The sequence below is a fragment of the Microbulbifer mixtoriginis (SeqCode) genome (assembly GCF_052467515.1).
The window spans coordinates 2,819,446-2,836,745 of the sequence record NZ_CP174314.1 but is presented as its reverse complement, the minus strand read 5'-3'; the positions used below and the strand labels follow the sequence as shown (position 1 = coordinate 2,836,745).

Sequence of the window (17,300 nt, the reverse complement as noted above, 5' to 3'; positions counted from 1 at the left end):
ACAGTACAAGAAAGACAACGATTAGAGAGTAACTAATGAGAGCGAGAAATTCACAATCCCTGCGGGTAGCTACCTACTGGTTGGCGGCGCTGGCAGCTACTTTTGCCGCGATGGGCAGCTGGGCACAGGATGACAGCAGCACAATACCCAACCCGCCAAAGCCGCCGGCAATGGAAAGTGAGGCATCTAAGCCAGATACGCATGTACGCATCATGCGTGATGAGGAGGGTGTGCTCACCATCAAAACCCAGGGAGAGGACGGCGAGCGCAGTGAGGTCCAGGTGGACTTGGGAGCTGAGTTCGGAGGCCCTCTGAGCCAGCGTATTATCGAGAAACTGGAGCGCAAGGGGATTCTCGATGAGCGGGGGCAGGTGGCTGAAGAGGCTCTAGATAGTGTGCCAGACAATGTGCAGATTGGCCTGTCAAAAAAATATGACTCTTCACTTAAGGGCTGGGAAGAGTCTCAATCAGATTCTGGTTTCCACCAAGTGGTGACCTTACCTATTCTGGCCTTACTTTGTGTGTTCGGTATGCCGGTGTTGATCGTGTGGCTGGTAACTCGCAATAGCTACAGGAAGAAACAGCTGGTGATGGAAAATATCAATAACATGGTGGCCGATGGTCGGGATGTGCCGCCTGAGATGTTGGATATGCTGGAAGATAACAGCCCTAAGAATACTGGGGACAGAGGGATTACTTTAATCGCAGTGGGTGCTGCAGTGTTTATCTGGCTCACTTCCCTTGCAGGATTTGGGGTAGGTAGTCTGGGCTTGATCCCACTGTTTATCGGCCTGGCCCGCTTTATCAACTGGAAGCTCGATACTAAGCAGGCGTAGGGACCGAAATATGGACCTCAATGATGAGGATTTGATCAGGCGCACCGTCAAAGACGGGGACCAGCGGGCATATGCCCAGCTGGTGCGTCGCTATCAATCCCAGCTGCGATTCTCGCTCCGCAAGCTGTGTGATGGCGATCAGGGCCTGGCCGATGATATGGCGCAAGAGGCCTTTATTAAGGCCTATAAGGCGCTGCCGGCATTTCGGGGAGATGCCCGCTTTAGCACCTGGTTGTACCGGATCGCCTACAATCTCGTCATGAGCCACAAACGCAAGAACGCCCCAGAAGTGGATCAGGAGGCGGTCGATCGGGCCCAGGCGGAAGAGTCGGTTGAAGAGTCTCAGCGCCTGGGGATGGCCCGGGACCTGAACTCCGCAATGGACTCTTTAAGCGATGCCCAACGCCAGGCGATACACTTGTGCATGCAGCGGGGCTTCTCCCATGAGGAAGCGGCAAGTATTATGAAGTTGCCGCTAGGTACGGTAAAATCCCATGTCAACCGCGCGCGAGCAAAGCTACAGAGCTTGTTGCAGCCGTGGCGCGAGGAGGTGGTCAATGGTTAACTTTGAACAGCGCAACACAAAGGGTGGCGCCTTGGGCGATTTAACTATAGAGGGCAAAGACCCACAATTTGATGCTTGGCTGGCAGAGCAGCTGCAGTTCGATGAGCCCTACCTGGACGATGACGGTTTCTGCGAGAGCGTCATGGCAAAATTGCCAATGCCCTCCAAGAAGAACGAACGTCGCGCCAGTCGCGTTCAATACATCGCTGTGCTGGCGGCTTCGGGTATTGTTGCCTGGCAATTTCCTTTTGGCGAAGTGCTTAACGAAGCCGCGCGCCAGTCTATCAGTCTTTATAGTTTGGTTGGTGTGGGAATGCTCTCCTCGTTGGTAGTGATGGCCGGCGGTATCTTTGCCGCTCGTCGCTGATCATCTTGTAGCGGGGAAGCACACCACACAAAATCTGTGCCGCCTCTAATGATGAATTAGAGGCGGACTATTATACCTTATACCCCCAGGCTTCTATGGGCTTGGAGATTCCTCTCTTCAAAAGCCCGATGTCTTTTATAACTTAAGGCCCCGATTTACTGAGCAGCGCTAATGCATTCAGCATTGAGTTGACTTGAACGCTATATTTTCTATGCACCTTGGTTGGCTGGTGTGGAGATATGGCGCTGCGCCACATGTCACGATTCTTCCAATTTGATAAAGCAGAAAATCGCTCGAACAGTATCACGAACTTCCTTGCCATCGAGAAGAGTGCCACCACACTTAATATGGCAGTGGGCAAAGCCTGTTTAACGCTCTGCGGTAATATTCAATTCTTCTAATTCAAACAGTGATGGAGCCTTAAAAGGTGGCTGCCATTCATCAAAGCTCTCCATAGGCTTTACTGGCCATTTTTCTTAAATTTTATGTTGGCTGGCATGGATGAATTAGGTTGGAACTTGTGGCTCTTAATAGGCAGCAAGCGAAAGCTATAATTTTTCTCTGAATGGAAATTCTAGATTACATCTTTAAGAATTCTCACTATTGAAAGCTATAGCTTTATCAGGTTGCAGTGTATTATTGAGTCTTTATATTTAAATAAATTGCTCAGTACTATGTGTGATAAATAGGATTCTTGTGGCGGGTGACGGTATGTGTTTTCCGTGAGATTATTCTGTCAGGAATATAATTGACTCGCTTTATTCGCAGAGACATGGGCTTGGATCTTGGAGGCGGGCTCTGATAGCTATCCGATTCGCGCTGCTGACTTTAATTAATTATCAAGTATATATTCCAGTAGCCGCTGGATTGCGGACTTGTCAAGACAAGTCCGCTTTTTAGATTCACTCAAATGGTTTTAGGCGCTCCATAAGAAGCTTGCGGATATCTTTCATTGATTTTTCTGCAGTATCACCAGCGGAGTTCATCGCGATTAGAAAAATTATGTTGTGCTTTGGCATGATACGTGCGTCAGTGAGCCAATAGCCGTTACTACCGGTGTGTGTAAGCAGCAATAACTCTGGATCGTACAATGCCCCCCAGCCCAGTGCGTAATGACCATTTACGGGTGAGTGTAGTTTGCGATAGGTTTCGGACTTCAATAATTTACCGCGGCCGTGTACGCCATTGAGTTGGTCCTCTGCGAAGAGAATCCAATCTTTAAGAGAAATATTGATTGTGCCGGCAGGGCCGAGCGCTTGAGGATTATCACTTTGTATGTCGGCGGGATCGAGTGGTACGAGCTTGCCCCACCAGGTTTTTTTATGACCACGCGGTTGGTCCAACTTGCCAGAGGATCCGGGCGCTGCAAATCCTGCATTCTTTATGCCGAGCGGAGTAAAGATCTGTTCCTTGATGAGATCCTCCCAAGTCTTGCCTGTTCGTGCCTCGGCGATGGCACCCGCGATAATGTAACCGAGATTGGAGTATTTAAATGAACCAGTTGCGGATGTAGGTGGCATTGCAAGGTAACTGCGTGCAACCGCAATACGTTGCGCCCGAATACTGGGTACTGACTCGATTAAATCTTCAAATTGAGGAAGTTCATTATCGTCGGTCAGAGGTGGTAAACCTGCGGTATGACTGAGCAATTGCGTGATCGTAATGTTGCGGTAAGCGGGGTCCATATTTTTTGCGAAAGCCGGAAAAGAATCAGCGAGTGTATCCTCAAATCGCATGATACCTTGCTCAACTAAGCGTGCGATCATTGTTGCAGTTAGCGCCTTGGTATTCGATCCAATATGCCAACGATCGTCGATAGTGACTGGTTCCATATGACTATGCGCACGAAAACCGTCTGCAGCTATAGCAGCAGTCTTGCCATCGATTTGAATCAGCGCGGCGACGGCAGGGAGATCGTTTTTGTCACGTGCTGTGGTAAGTGTCTGTTCGAGAAATGTCTGCAACGCTTCGTCCGCACGTACAGCAATGGTTACTGCTAAGAGTGCGATTGTAAGAAAAATCTTTGACAGAATTTTTGTGTGCCGACTATGCATCATGATAAACCTGTATTAAAAGTAACTTGAAAACTGAGTCAGATCTTAGTTACCGCTAAAAGTGGTACGAAATTTCGAGGGTATTGGCGTACTACTTCGATTTCCGACTGGATCGTTTTGTTTAAGTCCCTAAAGAGTATGTAATTGTGAGGGGGAAATCCTATGCAGAAAATTATTGGCGGTAATTTAAACCGTAATCATGATATTTATAACCTTCCAATACCAAGAAGCTGCTTGTGCAAAGCTTGTAAAAGAGGTTGAGAGTATAAATAGGATAAAAAGCATTTAATAGAGTGTCTTTTAAAAATAATATCAAATAATTTATTTAAGTCATGCGTTTATAAAATTATTGGAAATAGTAAGTTGTTGATGGTCTGCTATATCTAAATCAGATAAGCCGCAGTAGGAAATACCTGCGTACAACTTTAAGAATCTTCTAGAATTTTTCTTATTGATAGATTTTGAGAGTGAGGAAGCCGGATGTTTGTAAAAGCCAGCTGCCCGAAGGCAGCACTATGGAGTAATTGCTCAGCCTAAGCCCAGTTCTTGCTCAATTTGGGCTTTGCGCCAAACGGAATAGTGAGTAGGCAGTTTTGCTTCTTTGGTGTTATCAGCAATGATGGCACGTTTCATACTGGGCCAGGATAAGACGGCTAAAATTTTCGGAGCGATCACCTGAAAGACCTTGGGCGGCCCCATCAGAGTTTTCAGTTTCTGGATCAGCGGAAGCCAAGAGGCGGGAACTACTTGCTCGGCGATTGCCCAGGATGCTTGGGGTTCACTACCCAACTGTTTGGTAAGGGATTCGTAGCGCAGGGTTGCTGCACGCAGCGCTGCTTGAGGGGGTGCCACTAATACAGTACGAGCTCTCCGCTCGGCGCAAAGAAGGCAAATTTCTCTGGGGAGACTACTGAGTTCAGCCAGCTTAGGGTTAATCGCCCAGCCGTTGGCATTAATATGGCACTGACAAATTGAGCAGGAAGACCTCGGGGGTTCAGTGGTGAATAGTGCAGTCACTTTTTGTGGGCGTTCACCGTTGCGCCAGAAGAGTGGGTATTTTTCAAAAATTGCACCGGCAAAGTATCGTGCGTAAATTAACCAATCGATAGCGGTAACATTACCAAAGCGGTCTTTGTGCAGTAAATCTGGAATATCCAAACTATAAAGGTGGCGCAAGCAATGCGGACAAGGTTTTAGGTTGTCTCGCGGAAAGGACTTTTGTACGGCGGCGAAGTCGCTGCTCGCCCAGAGAGACCCTTGGTAATTACTCACTGAAGGGCATTTGGGAGAAATATGGACCTGCCCAAAAGAATCTTCCTGTGTTGAGGGTGAATACTCAAGACCAAATACAAATACTGGGATGCCCCGGTAGAGCCAACCGCAAGAAAGTATATCGAGGTCTGAATAGTCCAGCTGAATACCTAAACGAATGGCGCTCGCCAAGCTATTTCGACTCGGCTTGCAAATAGTTAAAGGCTTCTGTTCGGGATTGAGAAGATTTTGAGAGCTTTGCCTTTGACGCTTATGAATAGGCCGCAAGTCGGTTAGTTTCACAGGGCCTCCTCAAGAATCTGCAAAATGTGGCTTTCAGAGTCTCGCACTACTCGGAATGCAACGCGACGAGAGCGATCTGGATCCTCAATACCATTGTTATTGAGGACCGGGCGGGCGGATGAATAACCTACGGCTGCAACTTTTGCACGTACTAAAACGGCTTGATTTGGGGGTAGTAGCGAGTGGGCATATTGCATTACCGCCCGTGACCGCTGCTGAGAAAGACGTAAGTTATGAAAATACCCCTCCTCTGGCGCCGACTGCTCACCCCACTCAGAACTTGTGTGACCTTCAATTTGTATTGCAGCAATGGAATCCATATAGGGGGTCAGTGCAGCAATATAGCGGGGCACAAATGAGGACATAATTTCACGCGCATTGTCACTCAAAGTAAAATCCCCAGTCTTGAACAGCGCATCACTATTGTTAAAAGAGATAGCTAGGGTTTGTTTATCCAGAGAGGCTCCCCAGCGAGTAAGGTCGCGGGAGAATTCCTGTTGCAAAGTTTGATAAATCGCCAGCTGTGTATCGCGATAGGACTCGGCAAGTTCTCGAATTTTGGCTCGTTCATCTATTAGGGAACGCATCACGAAGACGGCAATACAGAGAAAGACCATCATTAGGCCGGCCATCATGTCAGATAGGCTGATCCATTGGCTTTCACTGGATTCACTGTTGGAGTGAGCGCTCTCAAACATGCTCCTCTCCGGCGGCCTGCTTCACTTGATTGTCAATTCTTTTCATTTGCTGGATTAACTGGCGAAAATCCCGTGAAAACTCACCGCTCAAGGTACCTAGGGCATCACCCATCGCAGCCATTACACTCTCGACTTCGCTATGTAAGCGTTGATCCAGTAACTCATACTGGCGCTTGATGCTTACGTCTGCATTGGTCAAATCACGAGTGATCACTTGGGATAATTCAGTAATCATCTGTTGATGGGTCTTGGCAATAAGCTGCGCAAGCTCAACCATTGATTCACGATGGCTGTTTGCAGTCTCTTGTATAATGTTGGAAAAGTGGTTGGGGTCGATATTATTCAGGACATCGGCAAGAGCAACGACCTTATTCGTCCTCTGTTCAAAGACTTTCGCCTGGGTTTCACTCAGGGAGATTAGATGTTGAACTTGAGTGCCTAACTGCTGATTCGCTTTTTCGATTCCCTGGGTAATCGACTCAAACTTGGGCGCGATATCCGGAATAGATTTTTGTAGTATTTCAATGGATGCCTGCTGTTCATTAAGCATGACAGAGATTTGTTCGGAGTGAGTGCGCTGCTGTTCAACCAGCGAAGGAATAACGTTAAAGATTTTCGGTAGTTCAGTAATACGTTGATGTAACTGCAGAAGATTCTCCTGCGCACCGTTAATTTCAATCAGTAGAGATGTAGTTTGCTCACGGTAGATTGCAGCAAGCTCGGCGTGTTGCTCATGCTGATCGATTAATGCTTGCAAGGCAGGGGATACGGCCTCCAGCTGCTGAATAAACTGCTGTAAGTTATCACCCATTTGTGCGTTCAGCCCCTGATTAAACTTCTCCACAACTGAAGTTAGTGACTGCAGAACCTCTTCACTAATACTGTGTTGAAACTTTGCCAAATCCTGGCGCTGGTGATTGATCGCTTGCAAAATATCATCTGCAGTGGCTTTGGCTGGCTGATCTTTGCTGAATATTTGGAAGATAGTGCGCAAGACCAATGAGAGGAAAAGGCCTAAGATGCTAGTCATAAAGGCGGTTTCCAGACCTTGCATAAGTTCTGAAATTGAGGTGTCGATATCAGCAAGGTCAAAACCATAGATACCAAGAATAATACCGATAAAGGTACCCAGAATTCCAAGAGCGGTCAGTAGAGAAGGCGTTTCTTTTACGAAGCGTGGAAACTTGCCAAATGGGTAAAGGGTCAAGGCTATAGTGCCAAGGGCAAGCATAACTATAAGAAAGGTGTCTGTTACCTGCTCAGGAGATAACTTAGTCAACCAGTGGTAGAAAAACTGGGTCATTATTGATCCTTTACAACTTTCTGCATTGTTATTTCGTGATAAAAGGGCCCGTTGGGTATTCTTCCAGTGCCCTGACTTAGAACTTTCATTTGTGGTAGTGCTTTCACTACATCGGTAATAGTGCGGAACTTTGCCTGCTTATTTCCAGCTGCTTGGATATAGGTTCCAACAAGGCCTGATGGCTGAATCTCGAAAACACTACAATTAACCGGAAGTCGCTCTTGCTTGAACAACAGAAAATGCATCACAGCGCCATTGCTGAGATACTGATATAGCGCATGCGTGATTAACTGAATTTGTTCAGTGGAAAAGAAATTCAGAAGATCCCAGAGTAAAATACAATCCAGGTTTTCAGGCAGGGTGGCCTGTCGTAATGCTGCCTGTACCGCGCTATCAAAGGGTACCTTGCGGCTACATTGCCAGAGAATTGCAGAATAGAGATCGGAAATAAATAGTTCACCCACTTCTCGCTGGAGGTGCTGCATATTCCTTCCAGCTTTTTTCCCTACATCCAGAGCTTTACTGACGGGAGAGCGCTTGGCGTGCATTAATGCTTTATCAAGTGCTGTCAAAGGGATTTCGGTAAGGCTTGTTTGTCTAAAAGCGGAAATTGCAGCTGAGGTTCCCCCCGCACGTATAGCGTTTTGTGACTTTACATTACCGTATTCAAACATCAGCTCAATAAGGTCTTTACGCATGCCTTTTCTATGCAGGAGAGATGAGCGCAGAGAAAAGTTACCCATGGTTTTCATCAGATTGAGCGAAGAGTATCGGTATGTAGGTAATGGCTCCGGCAGTGCTAGGGGGGATGAGTTAAAAGTGAAGCCGGACAAACGCTTGAAGTCAGCGGGGGCTTTAGGCATTGTGCCGGTGTACAACATTGTGTGGAAGACAGTGCCAGCTTTTAAGTGAGGTCGGATTTCCTCAATTAATTGGGCAATAAGCTCGGGTTCCATAAAGTTGAACAGGTCCCAGCAGAGCACGACATCAAGTTTTACCCGTTGCGGCTTTCTGGTCAGGTGTTCAGTTAACTTTATAGTTCGTGTCTGCAGGTCAAATGAGTGGATTTCAAGTAGCAGGCTACGTAAATCCTCAATAAATGTCTGGCAGGACAGTTCCAAAAAGGTTTGTGTAGTGCCAAATGAGAGGCACCCCAAATCCAATACTTTACCACCTGGTTGAACCACCTCGTCCACCAAGGCGGCAATACCAAACGAATGATGCTGCAACATACTTTCACACCAAAAGCTAGAGCCCCGGCAATAGCCGGGGCTCGTATGGAGGATTAACTGAGGAAGTTAACTCAGCTCTCCACTGTTTCCTCTTCAGTCTCCTTGGTACCGAACAGATAGTCGCTGGTATCGGATAGACGGGATGAATCACTCGTAGTTGAGCTGCTAGAAGTGTAGGAGGCGTTGTTCTGGGAGCGGTTTGCTGGCTTGTCTTCCGTTGCCGGCAGATCTGGGTGCACCAATCGGTCTGAGAATTCCTTGTGGCGTTCTTTCATTTCGGAGTCGGTATCTACCATATCCATAGAGCCACGGAACTTACCACCGTCGTCGAGTTTGATTCGAGGGGCAATCAGGTTGCCGTTTACCTGGGCAGTATTTCTGATCTCAATTAACTCATCGGCAAGTGCGTCGCCGTCCAGTGTGCCTTCAACAACAATATTTTTTGCATGGATGTTTGCAGTTACTGCACCGCCGGTACCAACAGAAAGGTTGTGACCAACCATAATTACAGTACCGTCTACGGTGCCTTCTACATGAAGATCTTCGGTGCCAATCAGCTCACCGCGAAAATTGATACCCTCACCAAGCACTGATTTGGCGCCTGAATTCGAGAGAGATGATTGCTGCTCACCAGCGCTCATGCCTGCTAGAAAAGGTGTGGAGTCATTACTTTTGTCAGTGCTCATCTAAATAAATCTCTTCGTTGTGGAAAAAGTCAGCGTTAAAACTCTTGTAGCCAGGCCCTCGGCTGAAGTCTTAACCGTAAGCCAGGTAATACATTGAGTCGAAAAATCACGAAAGCTCAATGCCTGAACTGTAATCTCTCGATGGCAAAAGATATGTGTTCATTTTTTCACAGAAACATGGATATCATTACGCAAATATTTTCTACTACTAAACCATCTTTATCTCTTATCCGTGCTCTTGGCATTGGAGAATTTGGTTGAATACACATTTTATTCAGCAAGAAAATTTACGTACTTATGGTTTCACCTGTACATAAATCTCTGGTAGATTTTTTATACCGTCTCTTAGTAGCTTCAACTTGTTCACAGGCGATTTGTGCCAGGCTAGAAATTAATTTAGGCCAGTATGGGAGCATGACAACAGTGAGCACACCAAGTAATTTACAAAACTGAACCCGCAACCTTTAACTGTACAAAAATAGTCCTACTACCTAATTCTAGTGACGATGAATTGCTGGGATTGCTCGACATAACGTCACATTCTTACTTTTACATTAAGGTGTAATTTGTAAGTAAATATTTACTTTTTGTTGTGGAGGGCATACTGCTTATTATCTGCTGATGGGTATTGAGTTCTACTGGGCATACATCAATATAGATTGAGTTGTTACTACCTTACAGCGCGAAAGCCACCGTAAAACGGCTCGGCAATCAATCAAGCTGACCTCGACTTGAATGGGTTGAATTTAGCACGGATTCCACGTTAAAAGTGTGACATAGAGCACTTTTTCCCAGCCCTGACCTGGCTTGCAGTTGCTTTGGTGTTCTAAGTGCAGCAGTGTCCGTGCCATATGCTATTAAGGAGTGTGTTGCTGGGTAGGTAATATGAAGCGTGGAACAATTCCTCATGTATTATGAGCTGACAAAGATGATCTTAAGAATCTAAACCACAAAATACGGATAGTGTCTATGCGTAAATGGGGAAAGCCTAAACGAAAGTTTCCGGAAATAAAAATTCCAGCTAGAAAACACTTTCTGGTCGATAATATTTCGCTCATTGGGTGCGCTGTACATAAAATCCGGACTCTTTTTTGTGGTTATTAAATAATGATCGATTTGGAAAAAGGTTATTCCTTAATTAATGACATCTTTCCGGAAGGCCCGCTTGAGGTTCTCCAAAATGAGTTTGCAGATTTAAAGCTCGCTAGGGGGACGGGAGGCATACGCAATGTAGAGAAAAAGTATAGCTCTATAGAGGCCTTGGCTACATCGGACCTGATTGTAAATTTAGCGCAGAAGTACTTAATTCAGCGCCCTCGATTGGTAAGGAGTATCCTATTTGATAAAAATGAAAAATGTAACTGGCTTGTTACTTGGCATCAGGATAAGACTGTAGCGGTCTCTTCAAAATTTACTAAGTCTGGATGGGGCCCCTGGAGTGTTAAGGATGGCGTTCACCATGTGCAGCCTCCACTACATGTTCTTAGGCAAATGATTACGATCCGTATTCATCTGGATGATACTGATACTAATAATGGCTGCTTAAAGCTTATTCCTGGCAGCCATCAACATGGAATTTTGAAGAAAGGTGAAATATATCAATATGTTAAAGAACATAATCCAGTTGCCTGTGAGGCAAAATCCGGTTCTGCACTAATTATGTATCCTCATATTCTTCATGCTTCAGATAGAGCTTTATTCCCTAGGCGTCGCAGAGTGATACACTTGGAATATAGTTGCTATGAGTTGCCAGCTGGGGTTACTTGGGCATAGTGCAACTAGATTCAGTTTTCAGTAATGATGTACGAGTTAACGCCCATTACACTACCTTGCTATCAATTAAGATGTTCGTGCTGTATGTTACGATCGAAATTAAAGCATGAAAGGTCGTGTGGCGTTACCTGTCGTGGCGCGGCCCACTGCTTTTGCTTTCTTCTTGAGATCGGGTAAAAAATATAATTATTTACATGATGTTCAGGTGTTCTGAAGGGTTGGTCGGCGATCTTGTTTTCTTAAATAAGTCGATGATTTTTTAGTTGTTTCGGCTAATTTAAGGGCGGTTTAAGTGTTGGAAATTACTGTTGACTGCTTATCAATTTGTTGTTTAGGTCTTTCCTGTTGTTGTATTTTTTTGTCTTGGATTTGATCTTTTCTTATTTGAAAATTTAAGATTTGTTTTTTATTGGTTTCTCTGTTTGGCGACTTTTCGTCTGTTAAAATCATCTGCGGTCAGATAAGGGGTTAGTTTATTTGATTGAATGGAGGGTTTTACCTTCTAAATATAAGAATGATCATATTGAAAATGGTGAAAAATGAATAATCAAATAATAAGGCTTTTAGCTTGCTGGGTGTTCCTTTTGGGCTCTATTCAGGCTAAGGCATTTGAGCCTAAATCAGATTTATCGGTGAGCTTGGAGCGTGTCCGCTACTGTCAAAACTTTTGGTGTACCCAGCAAGCTACTCAATCTGAGTATCTAGCTTGGGAGCAAGAAGGTGTCAGTAATACATATCAATTATACACTCAGATTGCAAGAGTACGGCAGCCAGAACGAGAAGATGTGCGAAATTTGGTATTTATTGCAGCTGGACAACAGCCTCCGGGATACGGTTCTGAAAGTGCGGTAACAGGCCAAGAGGATAACTTTAAAAGGAACTGTGGTATCTCAGAAAAATCCTGTTCCAGAAGCATAGATGGCCGCTCTCTTGCCCGGCAGGTTTTGGATTCAGAGTATTTTCCAGCAGATGACACCTTCTTTGCCGTAGCTTTTGATGCACAATTTAACTATATGGTAAATAGTGTTGAGAAATCTCGTATAGAAAGTGCCTACCTTAATTGGTTGAAGTCAAAAGCTTATGTATCAAACCTAGAAACCATCTACTTGGCGGGATCATCCAGAGGGGGTTGTTTAGCAATGCGCTTGGCAAAGGCTCTGCGTAATGATCCGGACTTTCGTAGCATTCGAACTATTGTTCATAGTTTTGATGGAGTCTGTAAATGGGATCAGAATGAAATGGGAGTAACTTCTTCTTTTTTCCGTAACCCCGAAAACTCAACTTATTTGAGCTACTATACTGATCTCAATACTCAGTTCCCCTATAAAGACAATTTATATATCCGTCAACTGGCAGGCGGTGACGAAGTTATCGAATTTACAGGGGTGCACTCTTTTGTCTATGCAGCAGAAGATATCAATCTAGGTTGGTATGCTCAAAGTTGGGTCGATTTGGATCATATTACTATTGATCGAGATATGTACCCAGCTGTGAGAGATCAAACCGTGGTACCCTCATTAACTAGTTAAGCTTTTTTCTGTGGAGTTCTAATAAGTAAGTGATTAACTGTATTTACGCCGGGTAGTTGGTCAGTTGCTGAGCCAATAAATGATAGTTTAATATAGCCAGCCTGTTCTGAAGGAAATTCCTACGTATACGAATAGAACGGAGAGAAGTGTTACTGGAATTATATGATAAGCGAGAGCTTTTAGGTTTCTGGTTGAAAGATGCGGAATAATCCTGAGTCTTGCGTCAATAGCAAGAAGGAATGTACAGCCCAATATGATTAGCTTATATGAAATAAGTCTCGAAACCGGATTCGAGAAGTTAAACCACTGGGATATATCGGGCAAAAGATTGAAAGCTAGATAGATGCCAGAAATAATCTGTACAAGAAGGGCAGGGATGCCAATTTTTTCATAGCTGCTTTCGAACCTTGAGATAAATTCTATATCCTGACTTCTTAGGGCGGAAGGGAGGATTGTACATGCCAGCACCAGATGCCCCCCGGTCCAAATAGTTGCACCTAGCAAATGCAAAAAAAGTACTACCTCGTACATCTTTATTCCTTTTTGGATCCTTTTAAGCACTATATCTATAAATGTAATGGGTGCCCACTAATTTCTTAGGTTGGTAAGCTGAATATTGTTGACGTGTCACTTGTGAGATTGTTTCAATTAATATGAGATGGTGATTGATATAAATCAAGAGGACACACTGGATCAGATGGTATTAGTTTACTGCCTTCTAATTAAATAGTGCCGGGATCCTATGTCTTTTGTGCATTAGTACTTGAAAAATTCTCATCCCCACTCCACTCGATAATTACCTTAACCTGGCTCGGGTCCTTATCTATTGTCAGAGGTTCTTAATTTAATGCCAATAGATTTTTAAAGTTAAAAATGAAGTCGGTTTAAGCTCGATAAATACTTAAGCTTTTTAGTGGACCTGATCGGCCGGCAAAGATATGTGTTGCGGGGACTACTTACTGTAGGGCTACTTGTAGTGAGTCAAAACTAAGAAATCCTTACTTGGCTCTCAACAGTTGATAAATGATGCCTAAAAATGGAAAAAGTCAATTGTTCGCAATTTGGAAACTCCAGGTACTCAATATAGAAACAATAATGTTTAACCTAGTTCACAAAATAGAAAAAGAATGTTCTTATAATTTTGTTCCAAAATAAGTGTGATTGAATCTGTAGAGAACAATATGAACAAGCTCTCTAAGCTTCTTATGGTTACTGTTTTGTCCGTTTTCGTAGTTGCCTGTAGCGGTGGGGGTTCTAGTGACAGCAAAAACAATAATCCAGAGGTAACTAACAATGGTGGTAATGCTGGGCCCAACCCAGGTCCAGGCTCAGATCCAGACCCAAATCATGGGGTCATTAGTGGTGGGGAAGGTTACGTTAGTGAAGATAATGTAAAGTCTGCTACTGGCATACTGATTGATAGTACAAACCCAAATAGAATTTTTGAGGAAGTTAATGAGTGGGGGAAATACGGTCGCCTGCAAGTTCTCTCAGATGGCACCTGGACATATACTTTGGATAGTAATCTTTCCGATCCACTAGGTGCTAATGAGCTTGCTACAGATGAGTTTTCAATTGCTGTGGGAGCTGGAGATAACTTTACAGTGATTGTTATCGAAGTAACAGGTGCTGATGATGCCTATACTTTCGAACCAGACTCGCCCCTGGCGACATTAATTGTAGGGAGCAGGGAAAGTGCCAATGGCATTTTGTCGCTGCATGATGTGGATGGTAATACGCCGAGCTTTTCAGAGAAAAATATAGAAAGCACTTATGGTAATTTTAACATTGCCAGTAGTGGTGATTGGGAATATATCCTTAATGATAAGGCGGATAGTATAAAAAGTGGTGACTCAGTAAAAGATACTATTAATTTCCAGTTAACAGATGGTGCTCAACAATCTGTTACATTTTCTATAGTAACTAAAGACCCCAATGGGTCTGGCTCTTTTGAGCTTTCACTGGATCAAAAACGGGCAATGCTCGATAGGCATAATCATTTTCGTCAGCGGTGTGCCAGTGGTCAATCTGGAGAAGGAGAAGGGCCTAAAACTGCCGGAAATATGCAAACTCTTTTTTGGGATGATGCCTTGGCTAAGATGGCGAAGGAGCGGGCATCGGCCTGCTTCTATGGACATCTAGGCGACTCTGCAGGTATTAGAGATTCTTTTGATAAAGTAAAAAGTGAAGTATCTTTTGTGTTGCCCGAGGGTTACGTTGAAATTGGTGAGAATGTAGCCATTTACTTTATCAACCCCCCAGCATCTCAATATGATGGCGAGCAATGGGCTGGAGCAGTTCAGGCTTGGTATGATGAGAGCTATGCTTATAATTGGGAGACTGGGCAATGTCACGATGACACCTGTGGGCACTGGGCTCAAGTTTGCTATGGGGAAACTCGTTATGTTGGATGTGCGGTTGCTGAGTGTGACAGTATCAATGGTGTTGATAATCCTGCATATAATGATGGCGCACATGTCGCGGTCTGTAATTATTTCCCCGCAGTCGATAAGTCTGTGTTGCCTTTTGTAGATAATTTTGGGTTTGAAAACTGCAGAACTTGCCTCAATTATGATATGCCTTTTTGTGCAGATAATATGTGCACTGGGGGAATAGCAAAAAATTGGAATGCATCAGGTAAAACCGACAAAAATATTGATCAGTGTACTGATGGCTTAGGCAGAGATATTGTACCTTGCAAGTATGGAGATCATCCTCCACCCGCTAAGGTTAGTGGCTTTAAATATAGGATAGATGGAATGCAAGTGTTTCTCTCCTGGAATCACACTATTGAAAATGGTGGTGTGCTCCATTACGAGTTATCACGTGATGACGACTTGCTTTTAAAAACACGAGAACCTTCATACAAAGATTCAGATTCAGATTCAGATTTAGAGTTGGGGAAAAACTACCGCTATAAAGTCATTGCGGTAGATCATTCTGGTAGAAAAAGCCAAGAGCCCGCCTTCCTTGATGTTACGATAAGTAATAATTAGGTGCTTTATAAGCAGATTTTAAATACGACTAATGAGTTAATGGAAGGGAAATACGGATATGTCCATCGAAAAGGCCATTATCGACACTGCTGCTAATAAAGCATAATCAAACAGGCTGCCCCTAGTAAATTTGCACGCTAATATAGTACTTGGTATGGATTTCCTAACTGCCAATAGCCTATTCTAGATAGGTGCAATGCGCTTTTGTGGGGCGCAACCTAAAATAAATAGGTTTTCTAACCTCAATAATAAAGAGTTGGATTTTATTTTGAAAAAAAATATTATATATCTTCGTGGCTGTTCTTTTAAGTTTAAATGCCTATGCTAGCAATGGAAAAGTGCTTGTTGTCGTTTCAGCAGCTGACCATTTGACCTTAAGAAATGGTGGTGTAGTCGAATCTGGGTATTTTGTGAGTGAGCTATCAGAAACCTTGAGGCAGCTGGAAGCTAATGGATATGAATTTGATATTGCCACACCAAAAGGGAAAACTCCTTTAATTGATGGTTTTGGCTTGCAAATGTATTTTTATAAAGCATCAGTGGTATCAAATTGGCCTCAGTATGCTTTAAACCCTAAGATAAAAGCCGAGGAGGAGCGCTTAAAAGATATCGCTACAGCAATGAAATATTTCGGTAGGCTCAAGTTTGCTAATCGTTACGCAAATGACGAAGTATCTGCTTTTCTAGATGATGTTGAATACATAATGGAGCAGCAGCAACTTACTGAAAAACCTTTGCTCTCGCTGGAGTCATTGACACAATCAAAATCTTTAGAAAAATATGATGGAATCTATATCCCGGGAGGTCATGCGCCAAAAACAGATCTCCTGTTTAGCGAGGAGCTGGGTAGTATCTTAACATATTTCCATGAAACCCAAAAGCCGACTGCTATAATTTGCCATGCTCCGATAGTGTTGTTGACAGCAATGGAAGGTATCTATGATCCATTTATCCCCTTAAGTGAAGAACAAAAAAATAATTTCATTTACATAGGATACAACATTACACTGGGTAACAAGTCTGAAGAGTTAATTCTTGAGAACTTTCTTTATTTAAAAGGCAGTCGCCTAGAGTATTACGTTGCAGAAAAAGCAAGAGAGGCTGGCCTTAAAGTAAGTAATTTTCGTGTACCCTCAATGTCACAAGTAATCGAAGACAGAGAGCTGGTCACTGGAGCGAATCCGTCCTCGGTTTATTCTCTAGCGGATAAATTTATTTATAAGTTGCAAAAAAGGCAGTAGCTTAGCCAGTAAGCGCAGTTCATTAGCATAGGAGGAATCACGATGTACCTAAAGTGGAGTGATCTCCTTTAAAACGTTTCTGAGTAATTTCTTAACTTGAAGGTTACAGATGTTAAGCGCAACTCTTGTGAGTGGACATTGCTTAGCAAGACCTAATAACTGTAGCCTTCAAGACCTGTTCTCTGGGATAAGTCTGTCACATACAAGCCTGCCTGATTTCAAGGAAAAATTATTTCTTTAGAGAGAGTTCATCCCGGCCGGAATTTCCTGAAATTGATTTACGGCAGCTTGGTATTTTCTTTCTGTTCGGAAGTAGATAATTTTTCGTATCATTATCATCCATTTAAGTATTATAAAAAGCTACAAAGCCTCAAAGTTGCCGGGTTACTAAGAAGTGATTTCTTTCGGTTATTTTATTGAAGCTTAAATTTTAAACCTAGTAAGTGAGTCACTTTGTTATCCCTGC

General features: G+C 43.8%; 15 protein-coding genes. 8 read left to right on the top strand and 7 right to left on the bottom strand.

Annotation, left to right across the window (positions count from 1 at the left end):
- Window positions 1–35: 35 nt before the first annotated feature.
- From ACJJIT_RS12040 to ACJJIT_RS12025, 4 genes are all read left to right on the top strand, one after another.
- Window positions 36–836, top strand: coding sequence for a DUF6249 domain-containing protein (locus ACJJIT_RS12040; RefSeq protein ID WP_444898545.1), 801 nt, complete (start codon window positions 36–38; stop codon window positions 834–836).
- A 10-nt stretch (window positions 837–846) separates the two neighbouring features.
- Window positions 847–1,401 carry a sigma-70 family RNA polymerase sigma factor gene (locus ACJJIT_RS12035; protein ID WP_252085422.1) on the top strand — a complete coding sequence of 185 codons (555 nt, stop codon included), beginning with the start codon at window positions 847–849 and terminating at the stop codon, window positions 1,399–1,401.
- Entirely contained in the window at window positions 1,394–1,768 is a 375-nt protein-coding gene (locus ACJJIT_RS12030) for a hypothetical protein (RefSeq protein ID WP_252085423.1), read from the top strand. The genes ACJJIT_RS12035 and ACJJIT_RS12030 overlap by 8 nt, the downstream gene beginning before the upstream one ends.
- A gap of 239 nt (window positions 1,769–2,007) precedes the next feature.
- Window positions 2,008–2,169, top strand: a complete 162-nt coding sequence (locus tag ACJJIT_RS12025; protein WP_444898544.1) for a hypothetical protein — start codon at window positions 2,008–2,010, stop codon at window positions 2,167–2,169.
- A 501-nt stretch (window positions 2,170–2,670) separates the two neighbouring features.
- Here ACJJIT_RS12025 and ACJJIT_RS12020 read toward each other — a convergent pair.
- From ACJJIT_RS12020 to ACJJIT_RS11995, 6 genes are all read right to left on the bottom strand, one after another.
- A complete protein-coding gene (locus tag ACJJIT_RS12020) occupies window positions 2,671–3,822 on the bottom strand; it encodes a serine hydrolase domain-containing protein (protein ID WP_444898543.1) in 1,152 nt (383 codons plus the stop codon).
- A gap of 528 nt (window positions 3,823–4,350) precedes the next feature.
- Complete coding sequence (locus ACJJIT_RS12015) at window positions 4,351–5,376, bottom strand: hypothetical protein (protein WP_444898542.1); 1,026 nt, start codon at window positions 5,374–5,376, stop codon at window positions 4,351–4,353.
- Complete coding sequence (locus ACJJIT_RS12010) at window positions 5,373–6,074, bottom strand: OmpA/MotB family protein (RefSeq protein ID WP_444898541.1); 702 nt, start codon at window positions 6,072–6,074, stop codon at window positions 5,373–5,375. The genes ACJJIT_RS12015 and ACJJIT_RS12010 overlap by 4 nt, the downstream gene beginning before the upstream one ends.
- Complete coding sequence (locus ACJJIT_RS12005; protein ID WP_444888633.1) at window positions 6,067–7,377, bottom strand: MotA/TolQ/ExbB proton channel family protein; 1,311 nt, start codon at window positions 7,375–7,377, stop codon at window positions 6,067–6,069. Before ACJJIT_RS12005 ends, ACJJIT_RS12010 begins: the two co-directional genes overlap by 8 nt.
- Window positions 7,377–8,609: a class I SAM-dependent methyltransferase gene (locus tag ACJJIT_RS12000; RefSeq protein ID WP_444898540.1), complete on the bottom strand. Its 1,233-nt coding sequence runs from the start codon at window positions 8,607–8,609 to the stop codon at window positions 7,377–7,379. Before ACJJIT_RS12000 ends, ACJJIT_RS12005 begins: the two co-directional genes overlap by 1 nt.
- A gap of 71 nt (window positions 8,610–8,680) precedes the next feature.
- Window positions 8,681–9,295 (bottom strand): bactofilin family protein, encoded by a 615-nt coding sequence (locus ACJJIT_RS11995; RefSeq protein WP_444898539.1) that lies wholly within the window; start codon window positions 9,293–9,295, stop codon window positions 8,681–8,683.
- Between the two features lie 1,107 nt (window positions 9,296–10,402).
- Between ACJJIT_RS11995 and ACJJIT_RS11990 the strand changes: the two genes are divergently transcribed.
- Both ACJJIT_RS11990 and ACJJIT_RS11985 read left to right on the top strand, forming a co-directional pair.
- Window positions 10,403–11,068 carry a phytanoyl-CoA dioxygenase family protein gene (locus ACJJIT_RS11990; protein ID WP_444898538.1) on the top strand — a complete coding sequence of 222 codons (666 nt, stop codon included), beginning with the start codon at window positions 10,403–10,405 and terminating at the stop codon, window positions 11,066–11,068.
- Between the two features lie 539 nt (window positions 11,069–11,607).
- Window positions 11,608–12,597, top strand: a complete 990-nt coding sequence (locus ACJJIT_RS11985; protein WP_444898537.1) for a hypothetical protein — start codon at window positions 11,608–11,610, stop codon at window positions 12,595–12,597.
- Window positions 12,598–12,684: 87 nt separating this feature from the next.
- On the opposite strand, the gene ACJJIT_RS11980 is transcribed toward ACJJIT_RS11985, so the two are convergent.
- Complete coding sequence (locus ACJJIT_RS11980) at window positions 12,685–13,128, bottom strand: copper resistance protein CopD (protein ID WP_444890698.1); 444 nt, start codon at window positions 13,126–13,128, stop codon at window positions 12,685–12,687.
- Between the two features lie 650 nt (window positions 13,129–13,778).
- Between ACJJIT_RS11980 and ACJJIT_RS11975 the strand changes: the two genes are divergently transcribed.
- Both ACJJIT_RS11975 and ACJJIT_RS11970 read left to right on the top strand, forming a co-directional pair.
- Window positions 13,779–15,593, top strand: a complete 1,815-nt coding sequence (locus tag ACJJIT_RS11975) for a VCBS domain-containing protein (protein WP_444898536.1) — start codon at window positions 13,779–13,781, stop codon at window positions 15,591–15,593.
- Between the two features lie 293 nt (window positions 15,594–15,886).
- Window positions 15,887–16,834, top strand: coding sequence for a DJ-1/PfpI family protein (locus tag ACJJIT_RS11970; protein WP_444898535.1), 948 nt, complete (start codon window positions 15,887–15,889; stop codon window positions 16,832–16,834).
- Window positions 16,835–17,300 lie beyond the last annotated feature (466 nt).

What these genes read in the sequence shown, in the direction of transcription:
- ACJJIT_RS12040 (WP_444898545.1), top strand. Translation starts at nt 36, where the DNA reads ATGAGAGCGAGAAATTCACAATCCCTGCGGGTAGCTACCTACTGGTTG.
- ACJJIT_RS12035 (WP_252085422.1), top strand. Translation starts at nt 847, where the DNA reads ATGGACCTCAATGATGAGGATTTGATCAGGCGCACCGTCAAAGACGGG.
- ACJJIT_RS12030 (WP_252085423.1), top strand. Translation starts at nt 1,394, where the DNA reads ATGGTTAACTTTGAACAGCGCAACACAAAGGGTGGCGCCTTGGGCGAT.
- ACJJIT_RS12025 (WP_444898544.1), top strand. Translation starts at nt 2,008, where the DNA reads ATGGCGCTGCGCCACATGTCACGATTCTTCCAATTTGATAAAGCAGAA.
- ACJJIT_RS12020 (WP_444898543.1), bottom strand. Translation starts at nt 3,822, where the DNA reads ATGCATAGTCGGCACACAAAAATTCTGTCAAAGATTTTTCTTACAATC.
- ACJJIT_RS12010 (WP_444898541.1), bottom strand. Translation starts at nt 6,074, where the DNA reads ATGTTTGAGAGCGCTCACTCCAACAGTGAATCCAGTGAAAGCCAATGG.
- ACJJIT_RS12005 (WP_444888633.1), bottom strand. Translation starts at nt 7,377, where the DNA reads ATGACCCAGTTTTTCTACCACTGGTTGACTAAGTTATCTCCTGAGCAG.
- ACJJIT_RS12000 (WP_444898540.1), bottom strand. Translation starts at nt 8,609, where the DNA reads ATGTTGCAGCATCATTCGTTTGGTATTGCCGCCTTGGTGGACGAGGTG.
- ACJJIT_RS11995 (WP_444898539.1), bottom strand. Translation starts at nt 9,295, where the DNA reads ATGAGCACTGACAAAAGTAATGACTCCACACCTTTTCTAGCAGGCATG.
- ACJJIT_RS11990 (WP_444898538.1), top strand. Translation starts at nt 10,403, where the DNA reads ATGATCGATTTGGAAAAAGGTTATTCCTTAATTAATGACATCTTTCCG.
- ACJJIT_RS11985 (WP_444898537.1), top strand. Translation starts at nt 11,608, where the DNA reads ATGAATAATCAAATAATAAGGCTTTTAGCTTGCTGGGTGTTCCTTTTG.
- ACJJIT_RS11980 (WP_444890698.1), bottom strand. Translation starts at nt 13,128, where the DNA reads ATGTACGAGGTAGTACTTTTTTTGCATTTGCTAGGTGCAACTATTTGG.
- ACJJIT_RS11975 (WP_444898536.1), top strand. Translation starts at nt 13,779, where the DNA reads ATGAACAAGCTCTCTAAGCTTCTTATGGTTACTGTTTTGTCCGTTTTC.